This window comes from Rhodopseudomonas palustris HaA2, assembly GCF_000013365.1.
Taxonomy (GTDB): domain Bacteria; phylum Pseudomonadota; class Alphaproteobacteria; order Rhizobiales; family Xanthobacteraceae; genus Rhodopseudomonas; species Rhodopseudomonas palustris_J.
This window is the reverse complement of record NC_007778.1, coordinates 1,290,321-1,310,744: the sequence shown is the minus strand read 5'-3', so window position 1 is coordinate 1,310,744 and position 20,424 is coordinate 1,290,321. Positions and strand designations below refer to the sequence as shown.

Sequence of the window (20,424 nt, the reverse complement as noted above, 5' to 3'; positions counted from 1 at the left end):
ATGCGCTTTATGACCACGCACGACACTGTCGAAGGCCGGAAGCAGCAGATGAAGAAGCCGAAACCAGATCCATCGTCCGCCGATCCGCAGCGCGGCGCCGCCGAATATCGCACCGGCTCCAACGCGCCGCAGGACACCGAGCGCAGCCTCGAACGTGCGCTCGGCGCCAAGATCCGCGCCATCCGCCGGGAGCGGGATCTGTCGGTCTCGGATCTCTCCAGCGCCTCGAACATCTCCGCCGGGATGATGTCGAAGATCGAGAACGGTCAGATTTCGCCGTCGCTGTCGACGCTGCAGTCGATCGCGGGCGCGCTCAACGTGCCGCTCAGCCTGTTGTTCGCCGCCTCCGAGCAGCGGCGGGATTGCTCCTTCGTCCGCGCCAAGCAGGGCGTCGCGATCGAGCGGCGCGGCTCCAAGGCCGGCCATCTGTATCAGTTGCTCGGCCATGTGATCGGCGGCGAGGTGGTGGTCGAGCCCTATCTGATCTCGCTGCAGGAGGGCGCCAGCACCCACACCGCGTTCCAGCACGCCGGCATGGAGTTCATCTACATGCTGACCGGCGAAGTGATCTATCGCCACGGCGACAATTCCTACCGGCTGCGGCCCGGCGATTCGATGCTGTTCGATTCCGGTGCGCTGCACGGACCGGAAACGCTGGTGAAACTGCCGATGACCTATCTGTCGATCATCGTCTATCCGCGAAGCTGAGACGTCGCGCCGGCGGATGACAGGGGCAGACGCGCGCGGCACGGCAGACGGCGGATCGCCCGCCGACGGTCCGCACGGGTGCTGTGCCGCAAATTCGGGCCGTCCGGCTATTTTCTTATCAGGAAACTTCTGTTCTCCCCAGTTGACCCGCCGGACGGTTCCCGCCTATGGTCGCTCCAGCAAGGAGCAATCGGATGTGCGGAATCGTCGGACTATTCCTGAAGAACAAGGCGCTGGAGCCGGCGCTCGGCGACATGCTGTCGAAGATGCTGGTGACGATGACGGCGCGCGGCCCGGACAGCGCCGGCGTCGCCGTCTACGGCGCCGGTAACAATGATCGCGTCAAGCTGACGCTGCGCGCCGAGGATGCCGGCGCGGCCGCCGCGCTGGCGAATGAATTGCCGGCGGCGCTCGGCGTGCCGGTCGATGTCAGCATCCGCGCCAATCATATCGTGGCGTCGCTGCCGCGCGACGCCGAAGCGGCAGCGCTGCAATGGGTGAAGGCGCGCGCGGGTCAGATTCAGCTCGTCAGCGTCGGCACCCATATGGAGATCTACAAGGACGTCGGCCTGCCCGAGCACGTCGTCAGCGAATTCGCGCTGGCCGGGATGGCGGGCAGCCACGGCATCGGCCACACCCGCATGGCCACCGAATCGGCGGTGACGATCAACGGCGCGCATCCGTTCTCGACCGGCGAGGACCAGTGCCTGGTGCACAACGGCTCGCTGTCGAACCACAACAGCATCCGCCGCACGCTGGTGCGCGAGGGCATGAGCTTCGCGACGCAGAACGACTCGGAAGTGGCTGCCGGCTATCTGACCTGGCGGATGAGCAAGGGCGACAGCCTGAAGCAGTCGCTGACCTCCAGCCTGGAAGATCTCGACGGCTTCTTCACCTTCGTGGTCGGCACCCGCAATGGCTTTGCCGTGCTGCGCGACCCGATCGCCTGCAAGCCGGCGATCATGGCCGAATCCGACGACTACGTCGCCTTCGGCTCGGAATATCGCGCTTTGTCGGTGCTACCCGCGATCGAGAAGGCGCGGGTGTTCGAGCCCGAACCCGCCACCGTCTATGCCTGGGAACGTTCGTAATGCCTGTCTGTGACCTCGCCGTCAGCTCCGTGCGCGAGCTGAACCAAGCCCTCCACCGGCTCACGCCGGACACCAACGAGACCGCGTGGGAGATCGACAACCCGCAAGGCAAGCACGCCATCGGCGTCGGCATCAACGTGCCGGTCGAGATCGATATCAAGGGCCACGTCGGCTATTACTGCGCCGGCATGAACAAATTCGCCAGCGTGCGAATTCACGGCAATGCCGGCACCGGCGTCGCCGAGAACATGATGTCCGGCACCGTGCATGTGATGGGCGACGCCAGCCAGTCGGCCGGCGCCACCGGCTGCGGTGGCCTGCTGATCATCGACGGCGACGCCTCGGCGCGCTGCGGCATTTCGATGAAGGGCATCGACATTCTGGTGAAGGGCTCGATCGGCTCGATGAGCGCCTTCATGGCGCAGGCCGGCAACCTCGTGGTGCTCGGCAACGCCGGCGAAGCGCTCGGCGATTCGATCTACGAGGCGACCATCTTCGTCCGCGGCGAGGTCAAAAGCCTCGGCGCCGACTGCATCGAGAAGCCGATGACGGAGGCCGACCGCGAGCGCCTCGCCGGCCTGCTCGGCCGCGCCGGCCTCGACGGCGCAGCCAAGGTCGACGACTTCCGGATGTATGGCTCGGCGCGCGAGCTCTACCACTTCCACGTCGACAACGCCGCCTCCTACTGACGGGTAAGCCCATGTCTGCAAATTCTCCACGCACCACCCCGCGGGTCTCGGCGACGTTCGATCCCTACACCATCTCCGAAATCCAGCGCGCCGCGGCGACCGGCATCTACGACATACGCGGCGGCGGCTCGAAGCGGCGGTTGCCGCATTTCGACGACCTGCTGTTTCTCGGCGCCTCGATGTCGCGCTATCCGCTCGAAGGCTATCGCGAGAAATGCGGCACGGGCGTCGTGCTCGGCTCGCGCTTCGCCAAGAAGCCGATCGAGCTGAAGATTCCAGTCACCATCGCCGGCATGAGTTTCGGCTCGCTGTCGGGTGCGGCCAAGGAAGCGCTGGGGCGCGGCGCCACGCTGGCCGGCACCAGCACCACCACCGGCGACGGCGGCATGACCGAGGAGGAGCGCGGCCATTCGCAGACGCTGATCTATCAGTACCTGCCGTCGCGCTACGGCATGAATCCGGACGATCTGCGCCGCGCCGACGCGATCGAAATCGTGATCGGCCAGGGCGCCAAGCCGGGTGGCGGCGGCATGCTGCTCGGCCAGAAAATTTCCGAGCGCGTCGGCAAGATGCGCACGCTCCCGGCCGGCATCGACCAGCGCTCGGCGTCGCGGCATCCGGACTGGACCGGGCCGGACGATCTGGAGATCAAGATCGAGGAGCTGCGCGAGATCACCGATTGGGAGAAACCGATCTATGTGAAGATCGGCGCCTCCAGGCCGTATTACGACACGGCACTGGCGGTGAAGGCCGGTGCCGATGTGATCGTGATCGACGGCATGCAGGGCGGCACCGCGGCGACGCAGGAAGTGTTCATCGAACACGTCGGCATCCCGACGCTGGCGGCGATCCGACCCGCGGTCGAGGCGCTGCAGGAACTCGGCATGCACCGCAAGGTGCAGCTGATCGTCTCCGGCGGCATCCGCAACGGCGCCGACATCGCGAAAGCGCTGGCGCTCGGCGCCGACGCGGTGGCGATCGGCACCGCGGCGCTGATCGCACTCGGTGACAACAGCCCGAGCCTGGAGAAGGACTACGAGGCGCTCGGCACCCATGCGGGCGCCTATGACGACTGGCACGAGGGCCGCGACCCCGCGGGCATCACCACGCAGGACCCCGAGCTGGCGCGCCGGCTCGACCCGATCCTCGCCGGCCGCCGGCTCGCCAACTATCTGTCGGTGCTGACGCTCGAAACCCAGACGATCGCGCGGGCCTGCGGCAAGAGCCACATCCACAATCTCGAGCCGGAAGATCTGGTCGCATTGACGGTCGAGGCGGCCGCGATCGCCCGCGTGCCGCTGGTCGGCACCGACTGGATTCCCGGACAGCGTTACTGACGAAGCCTCAACCCAGTCATCAAGAGGACTCCATGACCGTCGACCTCGTAGCGGCCGCCAAAGAGAAGAACATCAAGTACTTCCTGATCTCCTTTACGGACCTGCTCGGCACCCAGCGCTCCAAGCTGGTGCCGGCAGAAGCGATCGCCACGATGGCCAAGAACGGCGCGGGCTTCGCCGGTTTCGCGACCTGGCTCGACATGACCCCGGCGGACCCGGATCTGTTCGCCATTCCCGATCCCGACAGCCTGATGCAACTGCCGTGGAAACCGGAGGTCGGCTGGCTCGCCGCCGATCTGTGGATGAACGGCAAGCCGGTCGAGCAGGCGCCGCGCAACATGCTGAAGCGGCTCAAGGCGAAAGCCGCCGAGAAAGGCCTTCAGCTCAAGAGCGGCGTCGAATGTGAGTTCTTCCTGATCGCTCCCGATGGCGCCGACATCACGGACAAAGCCGACCGCCAGACCAAGCCGTGTTACGACCAGGCGGCGCTGATGCGACGCTTCGACGTAGTCCGGGAAATCAGCGACGGCATGCTGGCGCTGGGCTGGAAGCCGTACCAGACCGACCACGAGGACGCCAACGGCCAGTTCGAAATGAACTGGGACTATGACGACGCGCTGGTGACCGCCGACCGCCACGCCTTCTTCAAATACATGGTGAAGTCGATCGCCGAGAAGCACGGGATGCGGGCGACCTTCATGCCGAAGCCGTTCTCCAACCTCACCGGCAACGGCTGCCACGTCCACGTCTCGTTGTGGAAGGACGGCATCAACGCCTTCGAGGACGACAGCGGCGAACTCGGCGTCTCCTCGCTCGGCTACAATTTCATCGGCGGCATCATTCACTCGGCCGACGCGCTCGCCGCGATCCTCAATCCCACCGTCAATTCCTACAAGCGCATCAACGCGCCGCGCACCACCTCCGGCGCGACCTGGTCGCCCTCTTCGGTGACCTATTCGGGCAACAACCGCACCCACATGATCCGGATTCCCGAGCCCGGCCGGTTCGAACTGCGGCTCGCCGACGGCGCCACCAACCCTTACGCAATGCAGGCCGCGGTCCTCGCCGCCGGTCTCGACGGCATCGAGCGCCAGCGCGACCCCGGCAAGCGACTCGACATCAACATGTATCAGGACGGCCATCTGGTGCAGGACGCCAAGCGGCTGCCGCTGAACCTGCTCGATGCGCTGCGCGCGCTGGAGGCCTCCGAACTGCTCAAGGGCAGCCTCGGCGAATTCGTCCCGGCCTATCTCAAGCTCAAACACCAGGAATGGAACGAGTTCTCGCGGCATTTGACCGACTGGGAACGCGACATGACGCTGGACTGCTGAAGGCGTTCTCGGCGCTTGAGATCAACTGATACTCGTGATGGCCGGGCTCGTCCCGGCCATCCACGTAATTCGGACGTCATCCTGAGGTGCGAGCGCAGCGAGCCTCGAAGGATGAGAGACGAGTGCCTGCGGCTCATCCTTCGAGGCCCGCCATGCCGCGCCAAAGCGCGGCCCGGCGTGCGCCTCAGGATGACGCTGTGGCAAGTTGAGGCCTCTGCTCACAGCAATTCTGGTCGCTCGGCATTCGACGCTCCGCGTTCACGCCGCAGCGGCCGCGGCAGGGTCAATACCACGCCGACGCTTGCGAAACTCGACCGGGGTCTCGCCTACCTGGCTCTTGAACCCGCGCGAGAACGCGCTGGTCTCGCTGTAGCCGAGTTGCAGCGCGATCGACGTCACGGGAGCGCCGGTCTCGGCCAGCATGCATTTGGCGATATGCGAGCGGACCCGGTTGCGGATGTCGAGATAGTTGACGCCGTGGTCGGCGAGCCTGCGCTGGAACGACCGCGTGCTCATGCCGAAATCACAGGCGACGACCTCGATATCGGTCGCGACCGACCGGCACAGCGAGGCCGCGATCCACGCCTCGATGCCGCGGACCAGATCGAGCCGCGTCGCCCGCCGCTGGATCACCTCCGCGAGATCGGCGCGGAGCCGCGCGTGCAGGTTGCGGTCCGCCTGCTGCAGCGGCACGTCGAGGCACCGCGCCTGGAACAGCAACGCGTTTTCGCGCCGTCCGAACCGCAGTGGGCAGTCGAAATGCTGCTGATAGAACGGCAGATCATCCCCGGCCGCGTGCTCGAATTCGACGCCGCTCGCCCGCCACGCCGGACCGAGAAATCCGGCCAGCATCGAATATTCGATCGCCAGCGAGAAGCCGGCGTCCTGCTCGCGAAACCGGATCGCCGGATCCTCGATCGCATAGGACAGCCGCGCAATGCCGTCGCTGACCGACAGCGTCGTCCGCGTGCTGGTCTGGATGCTGGCGAAGAAGCCACTGAAGCTCTCCAGCGCGTCGCCCACGGTCTGGGCAGTCCGCATCAGATCGCTGATCGGCCCCAGCGCCGCGAGCTTGAAGTCGCGGCCGAGCTCGATCCCAAGGGTGCGATTGCCGCTTTCATGCGCAGCCGCCTCGAGCATCGACGTGAACGCCGCCAGCGGCAGCATCCCGGACGGATCGTCGAGTGTCGCGCGTGAAATCCCCACGCGGGCATTGATTCCCGCGGATTCCGGCCTCGACCGAGCGAGCGCTACCAGAAGTTGCTGCACAGGGCCGCAGGCGATGGTTCCCGAAGCAGACATGTCCACCGATCCAAAGGAAACACCGGGATCACGAAGCAAAAACCGCACCACCCGCCGAAGGCGCATGCCCTGTGCCACCAGCAGCGCATCGATCAGCAGCACTACACAAGCCGGCGGCGCTTCATTTCAACAGTAACGCGAATCCGCGCTCACCGGAGGCTCGTGGTCGCGCGAGGACCCGTCGGCGGCCGCAATTGGCGCCTAATGTCAATCCTGCGGCGTTCGCCTTGAAGCAGCATGCCGCGCACCAGTGCGATCGACGAACCGCCGCAACCAATCAGGGAGACGACATCATGAGCCTCGCGGAAGACACCAGTTGCTGTCACGCGGCCGCAGCGGCTGAGGCCCCGGCCGTGCAGCATCCGCTGCAGCCTCTCACCCCGGCCGAAATCACCAGGGTCGCCGCCATCGTCAGCGCCGACCCGCCCTACGGCACCGATACCAGGTTCGAGACCATCGAACTGCTGGAGCCGGAGAAGGCCGTCGTCCGTGCCTTCAAGCCGGGCATGCCGATCGCGCGCAACGCCCGCGTCAGCGTGTTCAGCACCATCCGCATCGGCGTGACGCGGCTGTTCGTCTCGCTCGACGCCGGCACGATCATGTCGCGCAAGGAATTCCCGACCGCGCGGCCGATGATCCAGCTCGAGCAGTTTCTCGCCATCGAAGACTTCGTCCGCGCCCATCCCGAATTCATCGCCGGCTGCGCGCGCCGCGGCATCACCGACATGACCACGGTGTGCGTCGACCCGTGGTCGGCGGGCAATTTCGGCATCCCCGGCGAGGACGGCCGGCATCTGTGCCACGTCTTCGCCTGGCAGCGGCTGCGCGAGAACGAGAATTTCTACGCCCATCCGATCGAAGGTCTCAACGCGGTGATCGACCTCAAGACCTGGGAAGTGATCCGCGTCGACGATTACGGCGTGGTCCCGATCCCGAAGATCGAAGCCAACTATGAGCGCGAGTTCATCGAGAGCAAGCGCGCGCCGCTGAAGCCGATCAACGTGACGCAGCCGCAGGGCGTCAGCTTCAAGATCGAAGGCCGGGCTCTCACCTGGGACAAATGGTCGTTCGTGATCGGCTTCAACGCCCGCGAGGCGCTGACGCTGCACGACATCAAATATGACGGCCGCCCGGTCGCGCATCGCGCCTCGCTGGTCGAGATGGTGGTGCCCTATGGGAGCCCCGACAACGGCCATTTCCGCAAGAACGTGTTCGACATCGGCGAGTACGGCATCGGCAAGCTCGCCAATTCGCTGAAGCTCGGCTGCGACTGCCTCGGCGCCATCGAATATCTCGACGTTCATCTCAATACCATGAACGGCGACGTGATGACGATCGAGAAGGCGATCTGCATCCACGAGGAGGATTCCGGCCTGCTGTGGAAGCACTGGGACTTCCGCACCGACCGCGCCGAGGTGCGGCGCGCGCGCAAGCTGGTGGTGTCGTCGATCTGCACTGTCGGCAATTACGAATACGCGCTGTATTGGTACTTCCACATCGACGGCGCGATCGAATTCGAGATGAAGGCGACCGGCATCATCAACACCGCGGCGTGTATTCCGGGCCAGCCCGGCAAATACGCCCGCGAAGTGCTGCCCGGCGTCGTCGGCCACATCCATCAGCATATCTTCTGCGCCCGTCTCGACATGGCGGTCGACGGCGACGCCAACAGCATCGTCGAGTGCAACACCTATGCGGAAGAGGAAGGCCCGCACAATCCGCACGGCAACGCCTTCTACGAGGCCGAAACGCTGCTCGGCAGCGAACTCTCGGCGGCGCGGCGCGCGAACCCGGCCTCGCATCGCTACTGGAAGGTGATCAATCCGAACAAACTGAACTACGCCGGCACGCCGGTCGGCTACAAGCTCGAGGCGATGAACTGTGTGACGCCGTTCGTCGGTGCGAACTCGCCCTCGGGCAAGCGGGCGGGCTTCGTTCAGAACCACGTCTGGGTGACGGCATTCGATCCCGACGAACGCTATCCAGCCGGCGAATACATGAATCACTCGGACGGCAGCGGCGGGCTGCCCGACTTCATCAAGCAGGATCGTCCGCTGGAGAACGCCGACATCGTGCTGTGGCACGTGTTCGGCCTGCATCACCCGGTGCGGCTGGAGGATTTTCCGGTGCAGCCCTGCATCTCGACCGGCTTCAAGCTGGTGCCGCACGGCTTCTTCAACGGCAATCCCGGCATCGACCTGCCGCCGGAGGTCAACGCGGCGAGCTGCTGCGCCAACGCCACCACCGCCTGACTCGACGCCCCCGGCCGCCGGCGAAGCCCGGCGGCCGCACGGCGCGGTTCAGGCCGCGCCGCCCACGGCACGGCTGCGGCCGATCCAGTTTAACTTTTGATATTTCTGATGAAATCAGGCCGGCGCCTGACGAAATCTTGGTCGGAGTGGCAGGATTCGAACCTGCGACCCCTGCGTCCCGAACGCAGTGCTCTACCGGGCTGAGCCACACTCCGACAAGAGGCCGGCTTATAGCGTCGACCTTCGCCCTTCGCAAGCGGGCGAATTGCGATATGAACGGCGGATGACCCTCGATTTGCACACCAGGACCCTGCCCGCCGGGGACGCCGCCGCTTTGGCGGCCGCAGACGTCTTGCGCGGCGGCGGATTGATCGGATTCCCGACCGAAACCGTCTATGGGCTCGGCGCCGACGCCGCCGCTCCGGCGGCGGTGGCCCGGCTCTACGCCGCCAAGGGCCGGCCGTCGTTCAATCCGCTGATCGCCCACGTCGCGAATCTCGACGCCGCGCGAAAAATCGCCCGATTCGATTCGCGTGCGTCGGCGCTGGCGGCGGCATTCTGGCCGGGGCCGCTGACGCTGGTGCTGCCGAAGGCGGAGGAGTGCACGGTGTGCGACCTCGCGACCGCCGGGCTCGACAGCGTCGCGGTGCGGATTCCGGCGCATCCGGTGGCGCAGGCGATCCTGCGCGCATTCGGCGGCGCGGTGGTGGCGCCGTCCGCCAATCGCTCCGGCCATGTCTCGCCGACCACGGCCGCGCATGTCCGCGCCGATCTCGACGGCCGGATCGATCTGATCGTCGATGGCGGCGCCGTCGACGTGGGGGTCGAATCGACCATCGTGAGCTGCCTCGGCGCGCCGGCGCTGCTGCGCCCCGGCGGCGTGCCGCGCGAGGCGATCGAGCGCCTGCTCGGCTGCGCGCTGGCGGACCCGTCGCCCGCTGCGGCCGGCGAGCACGCCCCGCTGGCGCCGGGGATGCTGGCGTCGCATTACGCCCCGCGCGCCCAGGTGCGGCTGGACGCAGGCGAGGTCCGCCCCGGCGAAGCGCTGCTGGCCTTCGGGCCCGCCGCGCTCCCCGGCGCCGAGACGGCCTGCGCGACTCGGAACCTGTCGCCGGCCGCAGATCTGACCGAGGCGGCGGCGAACCTGTTCGGGTTTTTGCGCGAGCTCGACGCCGGTGGCGCGCGCGTGATCGCGGTGATGCCGATCCCGCCGCACGGCCTCGGCGAGGCGATCAACGACCGGCTGCGCCGCGCCGCGGCGCCGCGGGATTGATCGCGCCGCCATTGTGGTGAAGTGTCGGCCCGCAGCTCCCGCCGCGACGGGAGGAGCTCAAACACCAGGCTCGACGGACAACGCCCATGACCATCGCCAATCCGCCGCCGGCCACAGCGCTGTCGCCCGACTTGCTCGGGCGCTTCGCCGCGATCGTCGGCGACCGACACGCGCTGACCGACCCGGCCGAACTCGAAGCCTATGTCACTGAGGAGCGCAATCTGTATCGCGGCCACTCGCCGCTGGTGCTGCGCCCGGGCTCTACCGCGGAAGTCGCAGCGATCTGCAGGCTGGCGCACGAGGCGCGCGTCGCGCTGGTGCCGCAAGGCGGCAACACCGGGCTGGTCGGCGGGCAGACGCCGCACCACGGCGAGGTGGTGGTCTCGCTGAAGCGGATGGACAAGATCCGCGACATCGACCTCGCATCGAACACCATGACGGTGGAGGCCGGCGTGATCCTGCAGCATGCGCAGGAGCGCGCCGCCGACGTCGACCGGCTGTTCCCGCTGTCGCTCGGCGCGCAGGGCAGTTGCACCATCGGCGGCAATCTGTCGACCAATGCCGGCGGCACCGCCGCACTGGCCTATGGACTGGCGCGCGACATGGCGCTCGGCATCGAGGTCGTGCTCGCCGACGGCCGCATCCTCGATCTGTTGTCGAAGCTGAAGAAGGACAACACCGGCTACGATCTGCGCGACCTGTTCATCGGCGCCGAGGGCACGCTCGGCATCATCACCGCGGCGACGCTGAAGCTGTTTCCAAAGCCGCGCGCGGTCGCGACCGCCTTCGTCGGGCTGCCGTCGCCGGCGGACGCGCTGAAGCTGCTCGGCATCGCGCAAGCCGAAGCCGCGGGCCATCTCACCAGCTTCGAACTGATCGCCGAGATCGCGCTGGATTTCTCGGTGCGCCACGCTGCCAACCGCGATCCGCTGGAGAGCCGGCATCCATGGTACGTGCTGATCGAATTGTCGTCGATGCGCGACGACGCAAGCGGCGCGCTGGAGGCGATCCTCGAACAGGGCTTCGAGGCCGGCATCGTCACCGACGCGGCGATCGCCGCCTCGCTCGCCCAGCAGCAGGCGTTCTGGAAACTGCGCGAGGAGATCTCGCCGGCGCAGAAGCCGGAGGGCGGCTCGATCAAGCACGACGTCTCGGTGCCGATCGCCGCAGTGCCTGAGTTCATCGAACAAGCCAATGCGGCGGTGGTGAAGCTGATCCCCGGCGCGCGGCCGGTGCCGTTCGGCCATCTCGGCGACGGCAACATCCACTACAACGTCACCCAGCCGCTCGGCGCCGACAAGGCCGCGTATCTGGCGCGTTGGCACGAGGTCAACAAAGTCGTGTTCGACGTGGTGCTGCGGCTCGGCGGCTCGATCTCGGCCGAGCACGGCATCGGCGTGCTGAAGCGCGACGACCTGCCCGCCGTGAAGGACAAGACCGCGATCGACCTGATGCGCGCCATCAAGGCGACGCTCGATCCGCTCGGCATCATGAATCCGGGGAAGGTGGTGTAGAGCGACCTAGATCAGCTCTGCTTTTGATGGAATCGGAGCTGGCCATCTGAGGTCGCCGTCATCCTGAGGCGCCCTCCGGGCCGCGCTGTGCGCGGCGCGGAGGGCCTCGAAGGATGGGCCACGGGCGTCCTCTGCAGCATCCTTCGAGGCGCGCTACGCGCGCACCTCAGGATGACGACTCTGCCCTCGACAAGAGGGTACCGTTTCAATCAGTCGACGAAGCGCTCTAAAACAGCGACCCCTGCCCGCCATCATCGGAGGCCGCGGCCTTGGGCTTCGCGGCCGGCCTGGTCCGAGCGCTTTTCTGCGCTCCAACCGGCGCCTCGGAGAGTATCTCCTCGTCCGAAATCGGCAGGATCAATTGCGGATTGTCGTTGGCGACGCGGTTGACGGCAGTCGACACCGGATACCAGACGAAGGTGCCGGCCAGGGGGGCGCGCAGCAGCGCGGCGGCGCTCTCCGCGTCGACCTCGGCGCAATCGAGCCAGGCCGCGTAGTCCTGCGGCGCGATCGTCACCGGGACGCGGTCGTGAAGCTCAGTCATGCCCTCGCGCGCGGCCGTTGTGACGATCGCGATGGTGTCGAGCTCTTCGCCGTTCGGCCCGACCCAGGTCTCCCACAAGCCGGCGAAGCCGATCGGCCCGCCACCGGCGGGATGGATGAAATACGGCTGCTTGCGTGTGCCCACCGTTTTCCACTCATAGTAGCCGTCGCTGGGGACCAGGCAGCGCCGCCGCCTGACCGCGTTCCGGAACGCGGGCTTCTCCAGCAGCGTCTCGGCGCGGGCATTGATCAGCAGCGTGAATTTTCGCGGATCCTTCGCCCAGGACGGCAAAAAACCCCAGCGCATCAGGCGGAAGCGGCGCGCCCCCGCGTCGACGATCACCACCGGAACCGGCTGGGTGGGCGCGATATTGTGGCGCGCTGGAAAGTTCGGCTGATCGGCATAGCCGAACGCATCGCGGATCGCGGCAGGTGCCGAAGTCATGACAAAGCGGCCGCACATTGCGCATTGTTCCGAGGTCGCGTCTTCAGAGCCTATTAACTTGGTTAATCCAAGAATACCATCGATGTCGTCGATGCAACCAATCCCGTCAGCGAGCGCCAGCACTCCGTTCGGCGCAGATGGAGCTGCGCGCGCTGCGCAGCTCGCAGCGGCCAACATCAATCCCCGCACCGGCCTCGCCACCGACTATCTGAATCACTTCAACGAAGCGGTCATGCTGCTCGAAATGATTCCCGATATGCCGGAATGCGCGGAAGATTTCCTCGCCTGGCAACCGCTGTCCTATGCCGAGCATTTCAAAGCCTCGAACTTCAAGGCACGCGACCTCGCGATCGAAGCCTATGAAACCGCCGACCCCGGCATCCGCTCGGATTTCGACGACATCATCGACAACATGACCCGGATCCTCACCGCGGTCGGCGATGCGATGCGCGGAGCCCAGCAGGACGCCACGCGCGCGCGACTCGCCGAGGAGGCGGTCGGCTGGATCAAGCCGATGATCGGCCGCGCCGGCGGCGTCATCAACGGCCAGGGCAGCGAGGCCGACGTCGACTACATCATGGCGCACTGATCGCCGTGACGCCGCCCACGCCGCCGCACCATCCCCAGATCGCCGTCAGCGCTTCGATTTTCCGTGATGGAAAGCTGTTGCTGGTCCGCCGCGCGCGCTCGCCGGCCAAGGGGTTCTACTCGTTGCCGGGTGGTCGGGTCGAATATGGCGAGACCCTGCACGAGGCGCTGACGCGCGAGGTCGCCGAGGAGACCGCGCTGACGATCGCGATCGACGGCCTGGCCGGCTGGCGCGACGTGGTGCCCGGGCCCGCCAATGCGGGGCACTATGTGATCCTGTCGTTTGCGGCGCGCTGGATCGCCGGCGAGCCGGTGCTGAACGACGAACTCGACGACGCCGTCTGGGTCGCCCCGGAGGCGGTCGGCACGTTCCGGACCACCGAGGGGCTGGCCACGATCGTCGCCAGCGCCCGCCGTCTGCTCGGAACCTGACCGGCGCCTGCGCTTGCCGCTATGGCCGAAACAGCCTATCAGGCCGCGTCGGGATCCCCTCATGCTCCAGCGCCTGCTCGCCATCGTTCTCGTACTCGCGACCTTCGGCCTCGCGTCGCCGACCGTGCCGTCGCGTGCGCAGGAGGGGGCCGCGCCGTTCGACGCCGAACTGCAGCGCTTCGCCGAGATCCTCGGCACGCTGCACTATCTGCGCGGCATCTGCGGCAGCAACGAAGGCGCCAAATGGCGCAACGAGATGCAGGCGCTGATCGATGCCGAAACCCCCTCCGGCGAACGCCGCACCCGGCTGATCGCCGGCTTCAACCGCGGCTATAACGGGTTCCAGCAGACCTACCGCACCTGCACCCCGGCCGCGCAGGTGGCGATCCGGCGCTATCTCGAGGAAGGCTCGCGGATTTCCCGCGACCTGACCGCCCGCTATGCGAACTGATCGCACAGCCCCGGTATTTATCCCAGGCCGTTAACCTTTCCTAAAGAACTGCCTAGCCCATCGCGGTGTGCGTGGTAACACTTGGATATCGCCGATCCGCCGTGGATCGCGCCCTACCTTGTCGAGTTTCATGAGCGCCACGACCTATCCGACCGACAGCGACATGCAGGCTGACCGCGACCAGAAGCAGACGGCGCTCAGCTATCTCAGCGAAGCTTGGGCCGAAGCCCTGCACGACGGCGTCGACGGCGATTGCCTCGCGCAGGCCAGCCTGTTCACGGCTTTCGCCGAACTGGTCGGTACCTATGGCGAGGATGCGGTGGCGAAATTCGTCGAGGGCCTGCCCGGCCGGGTGCGCAACGGCGAGTTTTCGATCGCGCTGGCCAAGCAGTAGCGCTGCGGACGGCGACGGGGGCGAGCCCGGCTCAGTTGCGCGCGAACGCCTGCAGCCCCTTGAAGGTCAGCCGCTTCGGGTCCTTGACGCCGGCGAGATAGAACCGGCGAATGAACTCGGTGACGGCGGCACGATCACATCCGGTCAAGGCGACGATGGCATCGACCGCGGTCTTCTGAGCTTCCATCTGGAATCCCCCTCAAGCGTATCGGTCACTCGACGACCCGGCGATCGTTGCGACGTTGGAAGGCTGCGCCCCATTCGTTGATATGCTGTTAACCAACCAATCCGGCCGATCCGGCGACGCAGACCGAATCGTGCGGCGATCATCGCCGAAGATGCTCGCGGCAGGGATACGCAAAATCCCCCACCGGAGTTCCCCGGAGGCTCGGACAAAGCGACGCAGGGCGGAGTTGGACCGCGCCGTCGCCGGAGGCGGATCAGCCGGCTGGGCCGATCTGCATCGCGACGAGCTCCGCCGTGGCCGCCGACAACGTCCAACCGAGGTGACCATGCCCGGTGTTGTAGAACACGCCCTTGCGCCGGCCACGCCCGACGCGCGGCATCATGTCGGGCATCATCGGCCGTAGCCCGCTCCAGGGCACGACCCGGCGCGTGCTCACGCCTGGAAAGACGCGCTCCACCCAGTCGACCAGCGGCCTGATCCGATCCGACCTGATATCGCGGTTGAACCCGTTGATCTCGGCGGTGCCGGCGACCCGGAAGCGGTCGCTGCCGAGCCGGCTGGTGACGATCTTCGCGCGCTCGTCGAGCAGGCTCACGTGCGGTGCTGCGGCCCGGTCGGACTCGCTGTCGAGCTGCACGGTGATCGAATAGCCTTTCACGGGGTAGACGTTGACCCGGTCTCCCAGCGCCATCGCCAGCAGCCGGCTTTCGACGCCCGCGCAGACCACCACGGCGTCGAAGCTCTCCTTTAACGCGAACCCGCCAGGCGAACCGATCGGCTCCGACGACCAGTCGACGCGGATTCCGCCGTGCCTTTCGGCGCTCACCTCCGCGTTCTTGCCGAGCCGGAACTCGACGCCGTTGTGCGCGCAATACGCCGTCAACCCGGTGACGAATTTGTGGATGTCGCCGCTGAAATCCGACGGCGTGTAGAACCCGCCGTGAAACTTGCCGGTCAATGCGGGCTCGATCGCGCGGATTTCCTGGCGGGTGACCGGCCTGCGCTCGAGGCCGCCCGCCTGCAGCATCTTGTTGGACTTCGCCGCCTGGGCGAAATCCTGCGCGTCGTGATAGACGTGCAGGATGCCGCGGGTCTCGATGTCGAAATCGACCGACGCCGTCTTCGCCATGCGCAACAAATGCCGGCGGGCTTCGATCGCGAGCTTGGTGGTCTCGATCGAGTTCTTCTCGTACTTCCGGATGCCGACCAGGAATTCCGTCAGCCAGGAGTATTTATGCCAGCTCGGCGTCAGATCGAGCAGCAACGGCGCGTCTTTCCGGAACAGCCAGCCGAGCCCCTTCCGCACGGTCGCCCAGTTGTTCCAGACCTCGGCGTTGCTCGCGGAGAGTTGGCCGCCATTGGCATAGGAGGTCTCCATCGCGGCGTAGCGATGCCGGTCGAACACGGTCACGCGATGGCCGCGTTCGAGGAGCGTGAAAGCTGTTGTGACGCCGGTGATCCCGGCTCCGATGATAGCGATCTTCGACATAGGGGGACTCGCATTGTTCGATCTGACCGAGAACCTCGGTCGCGTCCCCATCTGTTCGCTTTACCTGAGAGCTTAGCCGAATTGCCCGGCCTTCCCCTTCGGTGGACGCATTCCAGCGCCTCTCTCCAGATCATGTCGCGAGACGGTCCATTTGCCTGAGAGTTTCCGGGGTGTTGCTCCTTCGGCGTCGGCCGCAGCCGAACTCTCCCGCATCGCATTTAGCTGTCGACGACGTCCGGCCTCCTTTCACGCGGCACTGCGACGAGGCCGCGGTTTCCACTGGCGGGTCCGGTACACCGACAGGCGCGCCGGATGTATTTTTCCAAGCGAAGCGCTACGCGTCGCGTAGGATGTAGATCGGGCTCGACCACGCCTGGTGGCCGTCCGCGAAGGTCGCGCGGAGCCAGATCGGATTGTCGCCCGCGCGCATCGCGATCGAGCGCCGAAGGCGGAGCGAACGTTCGCTGTCGTGATCCGGCTCCCGCGACAGTCGCAGCTCGCGATCGAGCTTGCCGAGCCGATGCACGGTCGGCTGATGCGTCAGCTCGGCGAGCGCATGCTTGAACGTCCCCAGCGGGGTGGTGATCTCGAGCACCGCATCGGCCGACGACAGCGACAGATCGACGCCGGCGAAATTGCCGGTGGTGATCGACTGCCACGCCAGTTCATGCTCGGAGAGCTGCCGCAGCGGCCGGTCCGGATTGAAGAAGTTGATCGGCTCGAACGCCGTGATGGTCGCCCCGGTGAGCTTCAACGAACCGTCCCACACCGTCTGCCGGGCGCGGCCGCGATATTCGGCGCCGCTCCATTCGATGCGGCAGCGCGTTCCGAGCGGCGCGGCGGCATGCGGACGTATGGTCTCCAGCACCTCGGTGCCGCGGCGAATCTCGACGTCGAGGATCGGCGACGCCGACTCGATGCAGAACTCGAACGCGACCTCGTCGGGCGCGCCGGTGACGATGTCGCCCATCATCACCGAGGTCGCGCTTTGATGCCTTGCGCCGGCGACGCGGGGGTCGTCGGTCCACACCGTCACAGGCTCCGCGAAGTTGCTTTGCACCGTCATGTGCACGCGCGATCCGGTGGTGGCGTAGTGATGCCGCGCCTGCAGCGCGTCGAACATCGCGTCGCGGGTCAGTTCCGGCAGCCAGTAACAGGTCAGGCCTCCCAGCGCGCCGAACAGCGAGGCGCCGGGCGGCTCGTAGCCCGGCCGCCCCTTGTGACCGTCGCTGTTGGCGACGATGCCGACGCGGTAGCCGCTGTCGAAGGCGTCAGCGGCCAGCCATTCGAACGTCCCCCAGCTCGAATGCACCTCGACGGCGCGCTCCAGACCATGGTGATGGGCGTATTTGATATCGGCATAGCGGCCGCCGCAATGCGCCCACACCACGGTGTCGGCCTGCTTCGGCTCCAGCGCCTCGAACAGACTGCGCGCGTCCCAGCAGTCGGTGTCGGCGTCGCTCCGCTCCGGCACCAGCGCGTGCGACGAGCGGTGAATGACGCGGTCCTCGCTGCGATAGAACACGTTGCGGTCGCCGCCCAGCGAGGTGTTGCCCGACCATTCGTAGCCGGGGATGGTGACGAAGCGCCCGGGCTCGTTCCAGTCGCGCATCAGGCCGTTGAGGAGGTGCCAGAACTGCCCGGTGATCTGGAAATCGTTGCCCTGGTGGCCGATCGCATCGAGGAAGGCGCAATCACGCGCGTACGTCATGTAGTCCTGCGCGGTGCCCGAGCCGATGGTCTCGCCGGATTGCGCGTGCAGGTCGCCCCAATACGGGCGCAACGCCAGCTCGGATTCGACGACGAGTACATTGGAGCGCGTCAGAGTGCGTCCTTCGGCAACCAGATCGACGAACACGCTGCCCGGCTGAACGGCGCGCAATCCGCCGATTTCGGTCGCTGGCAACGCCGGATCGAACGCCACCGTCTCCGGCAGCCCCTCGATCCGGCCGCTGCAGACGAGTTGAACCCGCGCGCCGCCACGGACGCTGGTCGGATTGCCCCACATGTCGTCGGCACGAATGCCAAGCGCGAATGTATCGCCGACCGCCCGGCAGGTCGGCAGCACCGCGTGCCAGCGCGCCGCCGGACCGGCGATGATCGGCATCACCGGCACGCCCGGCACTTCCACGAAGGTGTAGGTCGCGATCGGGTCGACCAGTATGCGGAAACAGAATTCCGGATCGACGAAGGTCTGCATCCGGATGCCCGGCCCGCGTTCGTCGGCGCCGAAATCGATCCGAATGGTGTCGCCTTGCTTCATGAAGCCGGCGACGACCTTGATGTAGATGGTGCGATCCCACGGCCGCGTGTTCTGCTTGTAGTCGAACCGCACGTCCAGCGTGGCGCCGTTCGAAGCGACGACTTCGACGAAGTTCGGCGCGGTCGGATCGGTGAATTGCGGCCGCCCCATGTCGGAGGCGAAGCGGTAGCAGATCTTCAGGCAGCCGGAATCGTCGATGCCGTAGCGGCCCGCCGCATAAGTCATGGAGAAGCGCTGATAGCTGCCGGCGACGAACGGGCCGGTGTTGTCGATCGTGACCGAACCGGCATCCGCGGCCGCCACCGGCGTGACCTCCGGCATCCAATTTTCCAGCACGGAGCGGCTGGCGCGGGCGGTGTTGGTTACTCGAATCGTCATGTCTGAGCCTGAAGTCTGCGAAGCGTTGAAGTGGACGGGGCGGTGCAGGTTCATCGCTGCATTCCCCAGCGCCGCACGGTGCGGCGTTCGATGGCGCGGAAGATCAGGCCGTCGACCAGCAGGCCGATGACGATCACCGTCAAAAGGCCGGCGAACACGTTGGCGGTTTCCAGCGAGTTGCGGTTCTCGAAGATGAACCAGCCGATGCCGCCGGAGCGCGAGGTCGCGCCGAACACCAGCTCGGCGGCGATCAGCGTGCGCCATGCGAAGGCCCAGCCGATCTTCAGGCCGTTGAGGATCGACGGAAACGCCGCCGGAACCAGGATGCCGAAGATGTAGCGCATGTTGCGCAGGCCGAAATTGTGCCCGGCCATGCGCAGCGTTTCGCTCACCGACTGGAAGCCGGTCTGCGCGTTGAGCGCCACCGCCCACAGCACCGAATGCACGATGACGAACACCATGCTCGACATGCCGAGGCCGAACCATAACAGCGCTAGCGGCAGCAGCGCGATCGCCGGCAGCGGATTGAGCATCGCGGTCAGCGTCGCGAGCAGATCGCTGCCCCATTGGGTCGAGACCGCCAGCGACACCAGCACGCCGGCGAGCACGGCGCCGATGACGTAGCCGGTGAGCAGCACCTGGATCGAATACAGCATCCGCCACAGCAGCGGCCCGTGCACGAAGGCGTCGTACAACGCGGTCAGGGAAGCCCAGAAGCTCGGCAGCAGCAGATCGTTCTGCAGGACCATCGCGTAGCCCTGCCAGGCAGCCGCGAGCAGAACCAGGATGGACCCGCGCCGAAACAGGGTGTTGCTGCGCAGCCGCTCGAACAACGGCAATTGCTTGGTGATCTCGCCGGTCTTGGCGTCGTTCGCGTCCGGCTGGCGATACACATTCGGCCGGGGCGCGAGCGCTGTTCTGGACATCTCAGTCATCGGCGCGATCTCCGGTGCGGTTGAACAGCATGTCTTCGATCTCGCGCTGCAGATCCTGGAATTTCCGCGTGGACACGGCGTCCGGGCCGAGACCGCTGGCATCCAGTTCGGCGCGGACCTGGCCGGGGTGCGGCGTGAGGACGAGAATGCGCGAGCCGACGATCAGCGCCTCCTCGATCGAATGCGTCACGAACAGCATGGTGAACGCGGTCTCGTCCCACAGCCGCAGCACTTCGAGCTGCATCGCCCGCCGCGTCAGCGCATCCAGCGACGCGAACGGCTCGTCCATCAGCAGCATCGCCGGCTCCATCGCCAGCGCGCGGGCGATGGCGACGCGCTGCTTCATGCCACCCGACAGCATGTGCGGAAACGCGTCGGTGAACTTCGACAGGCTGATCTTCTCGATGCACTGCAGGGCGCGGCTGCGGATTTCCGATTTCGGGAAACGCCGGCTGACCTGCATCGGATACATCACGTTCTCGAGCACGGTCTTCCACGGCAGCAGCTGATCGAACTCCTGAAACACCATCATCCGGTCCGGCCCCGGCGCAGTGATTTCCTTGTTGTTCAGCCAGACGCGGCCTTCCGCCGGCGGCAGGAAACCGCCGACGCATTTCAGCAAGGTGGATTTGCCGCAGCCCGAAGGGCCGAGCAGCACGAAGCGATCGCCGACATGGACGTCGAACGACACCCGCCACGTGGCGGTCACGAGATGATCGGGGGTCTTGTATTGCAGCGTGACATCGCGCGCCGACAGCAGCACTTCGGACGGGGCGGGGTCAGGGCCGACGGGGCGAGATTGAGCGTTCATCAGCATGTCCG

General features: G+C 66.4%; 19 protein-coding genes, 1 tRNA gene and 1 riboswitch. Of the genes, 12 read left to right on the top strand and 8 right to left on the bottom strand.

All coding sequences use genetic code 11. The features are described 5' to 3' along the window. Nucleotides 1-9 precede the first annotated feature (9 nt). The 5 genes from RPB_RS05755 (at nucleotide 10) to glnT (ending at nucleotide 5,156) form a co-directional block, all read left to right on the top strand. Complete coding sequence (locus tag RPB_RS05755) at nucleotides 10-708, top strand: helix-turn-helix domain-containing protein (protein WP_011440038.1); 699 nt, start codon at nucleotides 10-12, stop codon at nucleotides 706-708. A gap of 194 nt (nucleotides 709-902) precedes the next feature. Further along, nucleotides 903-1,799 (top strand): class II glutamine amidotransferase, encoded by an 897-nt coding sequence (locus tag RPB_RS05750; RefSeq protein ID WP_011440037.1) that lies wholly within the window; start codon nucleotides 903-905, stop codon nucleotides 1,797-1,799. After that, entirely contained in the window at nucleotides 1,799-2,488 is a 690-nt protein-coding gene (locus RPB_RS05745; RefSeq protein ID WP_011440036.1) for a protein glxC, read from the top strand. Before RPB_RS05750 ends, RPB_RS05745 begins: the two co-directional genes overlap by 1 nt. 11 nt (nucleotides 2,489-2,499) lie before the next feature. After that, entirely contained in the window at nucleotides 2,500-3,825 is a 1,326-nt protein-coding gene (locus tag RPB_RS05740) for an FMN-binding glutamate synthase family protein (protein ID WP_011440035.1), read from the top strand. 32 nt (nucleotides 3,826-3,857) lie between these two features. Beyond that, nucleotides 3,858-5,156: a type III glutamate--ammonia ligase gene (gene glnT, locus RPB_RS05735; RefSeq protein WP_011440034.1), complete on the top strand. Its 1,299-nt coding sequence runs from the start codon at nucleotides 3,858-3,860 to the stop codon at nucleotides 5,154-5,156. Nucleotides 5,157-5,414: 258 nt separating this feature from the next. Here glnT and qhpR read toward each other — a convergent pair whose 3' ends face one another. Further along, entirely contained in the window at nucleotides 5,415-6,458 is a 1,044-nt protein-coding gene (gene qhpR, locus RPB_RS05730; RefSeq protein ID WP_245258311.1) for an AraC-like transcriptional regulator QhpR, read from the bottom strand. A 293-nt stretch (nucleotides 6,459-6,751) separates the two neighbouring features. On the opposite strand from qhpR, the gene RPB_RS05725 reads away from it, so the two are divergent. Further along, nucleotides 6,752-8,710 carry a primary-amine oxidase gene (locus tag RPB_RS05725; RefSeq protein WP_011440032.1) on the top strand — a complete coding sequence of 653 codons (1,959 nt, stop codon included), beginning with the start codon at nucleotides 6,752-6,754 and terminating at the stop codon, nucleotides 8,708-8,710. A 138-nt stretch (nucleotides 8,711-8,848) separates the two neighbouring features. Here RPB_RS05725 and RPB_RS05720 read toward each other — a convergent pair. Further along, nucleotides 8,849-8,925, bottom strand: a tRNA-Pro gene (locus tag RPB_RS05720). A 68-nt stretch (nucleotides 8,926-8,993) separates the two neighbouring features. On the opposite strand from RPB_RS05720, the gene RPB_RS05715 reads away from it, so the two are divergent. Beyond that, on the top strand, nucleotides 8,994-9,983 hold the full coding sequence (locus tag RPB_RS05715; RefSeq protein WP_011440031.1) for an L-threonylcarbamoyladenylate synthase: 990 nt from the start codon (nucleotides 8,994-8,996) through the stop codon (nucleotides 9,981-9,983). An 86-nt stretch (nucleotides 9,984-10,069) separates the two neighbouring features. Then, nucleotides 10,070-11,497: an FAD-binding oxidoreductase gene (locus RPB_RS05710; protein WP_011440030.1), complete on the top strand. Its 1,428-nt coding sequence runs from the start codon at nucleotides 10,070-10,072 to the stop codon at nucleotides 11,495-11,497. A gap of 226 nt (nucleotides 11,498-11,723) precedes the next feature. On the opposite strand, the gene RPB_RS05705 is transcribed toward RPB_RS05710, so the two are convergent. Beyond that, nucleotides 11,724-12,503, bottom strand: coding sequence for an SOS response-associated peptidase (locus tag RPB_RS05705; RefSeq protein WP_011440029.1), 780 nt, complete (start codon nucleotides 12,501-12,503; stop codon nucleotides 11,724-11,726). 64 nt (nucleotides 12,504-12,567) lie between these two features. Here RPB_RS05705 and RPB_RS05700 point away from each other — a divergent pair, with 64 nt between their 5' ends. From RPB_RS05700 to RPB_RS05685, 4 genes are all read left to right on the top strand, one after another. Further along, a complete protein-coding gene (locus RPB_RS05700; RefSeq protein ID WP_011440028.1) occupies nucleotides 12,568-13,074 on the top strand; it encodes a hypothetical protein in 507 nt (168 codons plus the stop codon). A gap of 5 nt (nucleotides 13,075-13,079) precedes the next feature. Next, a complete protein-coding gene (locus RPB_RS05695; RefSeq protein WP_011440027.1) occupies nucleotides 13,080-13,505 on the top strand; it encodes an NUDIX hydrolase in 426 nt (141 codons plus the stop codon). 61 nt (nucleotides 13,506-13,566) lie between these two features. Then, nucleotides 13,567-13,956 (top strand): TIGR02301 family protein, encoded by a 390-nt coding sequence (locus RPB_RS05690; protein ID WP_011440026.1) that lies wholly within the window; start codon nucleotides 13,567-13,569, stop codon nucleotides 13,954-13,956. 130 nt (nucleotides 13,957-14,086) lie between these two features. Continuing rightward, the gene (locus RPB_RS05685) at nucleotides 14,087-14,350 is read left to right on the top strand and encodes a hypothetical protein (RefSeq protein ID WP_011440025.1); all 264 of its coding nucleotides are present in this window, start codon (nucleotides 14,087-14,089) and stop codon (nucleotides 14,348-14,350) included. Nucleotides 14,351-14,381: 31 nt separating this feature from the next. Here RPB_RS05685 and RPB_RS24835 read toward each other — a convergent pair whose 3' ends face one another. The 5 genes from RPB_RS24835 to RPB_RS05665 all read right to left on the bottom strand — a co-directional run bounded on the left by RPB_RS24835 (nucleotide 14,382) and on the right by RPB_RS05665 (nucleotide 20,413). Then, nucleotides 14,382-14,537: a hypothetical protein gene (locus RPB_RS24835; protein ID WP_011440024.1), complete on the bottom strand. Its 156-nt coding sequence runs from the start codon at nucleotides 14,535-14,537 to the stop codon at nucleotides 14,382-14,384. A gap of 253 nt (nucleotides 14,538-14,790) precedes the next feature. Next, the gene (locus RPB_RS05680) at nucleotides 14,791-16,026 is read right to left on the bottom strand and encodes a D-amino acid dehydrogenase (protein ID WP_011440023.1); all 1,236 of its coding nucleotides are present in this window, start codon (nucleotides 16,024-16,026) and stop codon (nucleotides 14,791-14,793) included. Nucleotides 16,027-16,159: 133 nt separating this feature from the next. Continuing rightward, a riboswitch (glycine riboswitch) is annotated at nucleotides 16,160-16,246 on the bottom strand. Between the two features lie 114 nt (nucleotides 16,247-16,360). Continuing rightward, nucleotides 16,361-18,667 (bottom strand): DUF3604 domain-containing protein, encoded by a 2,307-nt coding sequence (locus RPB_RS05675; RefSeq protein ID WP_198135157.1) that lies wholly within the window; start codon nucleotides 18,665-18,667, stop codon nucleotides 16,361-16,363. A 50-nt stretch (nucleotides 18,668-18,717) separates the two neighbouring features. Then, the gene (locus RPB_RS05670) at nucleotides 18,718-19,602 is read right to left on the bottom strand and encodes an ABC transporter permease (protein ID WP_011440021.1); all 885 of its coding nucleotides are present in this window, start codon (nucleotides 19,600-19,602) and stop codon (nucleotides 18,718-18,720) included. After that, entirely contained in the window at nucleotides 19,595-20,413 is an 819-nt protein-coding gene (locus RPB_RS05665; RefSeq protein ID WP_049824736.1) for an ABC transporter ATP-binding protein, read from the bottom strand. The genes RPB_RS05670 and RPB_RS05665 overlap by 8 nt, the downstream gene beginning before the upstream one ends. Nucleotides 20,414-20,424 lie beyond the last annotated feature (11 nt).

What these genes read in the sequence shown, in the direction of transcription:
- RPB_RS05715 (WP_011440031.1), top strand. Translation starts at nt 8,994, where the DNA reads ATGACCCTCGATTTGCACACCAGGACCCTGCCCGCCGGGGACGCCGCC.
- RPB_RS05740 (WP_011440035.1), top strand. Translation starts at nt 2,500, where the DNA reads ATGTCTGCAAATTCTCCACGCACCACCCCGCGGGTCTCGGCGACGTTC.
- RPB_RS05680 (WP_011440023.1), bottom strand. Translation starts at nt 16,026, where the DNA reads ATGTCGAAGATCGCTATCATCGGAGCCGGGATCACCGGCGTCACAACA.
- RPB_RS05665 (WP_049824736.1), bottom strand. Translation starts at nt 20,413, where the DNA reads ATGAACGCTCAATCTCGCCCCGTCGGCCCTGACCCCGCCCCGTCCGAA.
- RPB_RS05670 (WP_011440021.1), bottom strand. Translation starts at nt 19,602, where the DNA reads ATGACTGAGATGTCCAGAACAGCGCTCGCGCCCCGGCCGAATGTGTAT.
- RPB_RS05675 (WP_198135157.1), bottom strand. Translation starts at nt 18,667, where the DNA reads ATGACGATTCGAGTAACCAACACCGCCCGCGCCAGCCGCTCCGTGCTG.
- RPB_RS05745 (WP_011440036.1), top strand. Translation starts at nt 1,799, where the DNA reads ATGCCTGTCTGTGACCTCGCCGTCAGCTCCGTGCGCGAGCTGAACCAA.
- RPB_RS05705 (WP_011440029.1), bottom strand. Translation starts at nt 12,503, where the DNA reads ATGTGCGGCCGCTTTGTCATGACTTCGGCACCTGCCGCGATCCGCGAT.
- RPB_RS05725 (WP_011440032.1), top strand. Translation starts at nt 6,752, where the DNA reads ATGAGCCTCGCGGAAGACACCAGTTGCTGTCACGCGGCCGCAGCGGCT.
- qhpR (WP_245258311.1), bottom strand. Translation starts at nt 6,458, where the DNA reads ATGTCTGCTTCGGGAACCATCGCCTGCGGCCCTGTGCAGCAACTTCTG.
- RPB_RS05690 (WP_011440026.1), top strand. Translation starts at nt 13,567, where the DNA reads ATGCTCCAGCGCCTGCTCGCCATCGTTCTCGTACTCGCGACCTTCGGC.
- RPB_RS05710 (WP_011440030.1), top strand. Translation starts at nt 10,070, where the DNA reads ATGACCATCGCCAATCCGCCGCCGGCCACAGCGCTGTCGCCCGACTTG.
- RPB_RS24835 (WP_011440024.1), bottom strand. Translation starts at nt 14,537, where the DNA reads ATGGAAGCTCAGAAGACCGCGGTCGATGCCATCGTCGCCTTGACCGGA.
- RPB_RS05700 (WP_011440028.1), top strand. Translation starts at nt 12,568, where the DNA reads ATGTCGTCGATGCAACCAATCCCGTCAGCGAGCGCCAGCACTCCGTTC.
- RPB_RS05755 (WP_011440038.1), top strand. Translation starts at nt 10, where the DNA reads ATGACCACGCACGACACTGTCGAAGGCCGGAAGCAGCAGATGAAGAAG.
- RPB_RS05685 (WP_011440025.1), top strand. Translation starts at nt 14,087, where the DNA reads ATGAGCGCCACGACCTATCCGACCGACAGCGACATGCAGGCTGACCGC.
- RPB_RS05750 (WP_011440037.1), top strand. Translation starts at nt 903, where the DNA reads ATGTGCGGAATCGTCGGACTATTCCTGAAGAACAAGGCGCTGGAGCCG.
- glnT (WP_011440034.1), top strand. Translation starts at nt 3,858, where the DNA reads ATGACCGTCGACCTCGTAGCGGCCGCCAAAGAGAAGAACATCAAGTAC.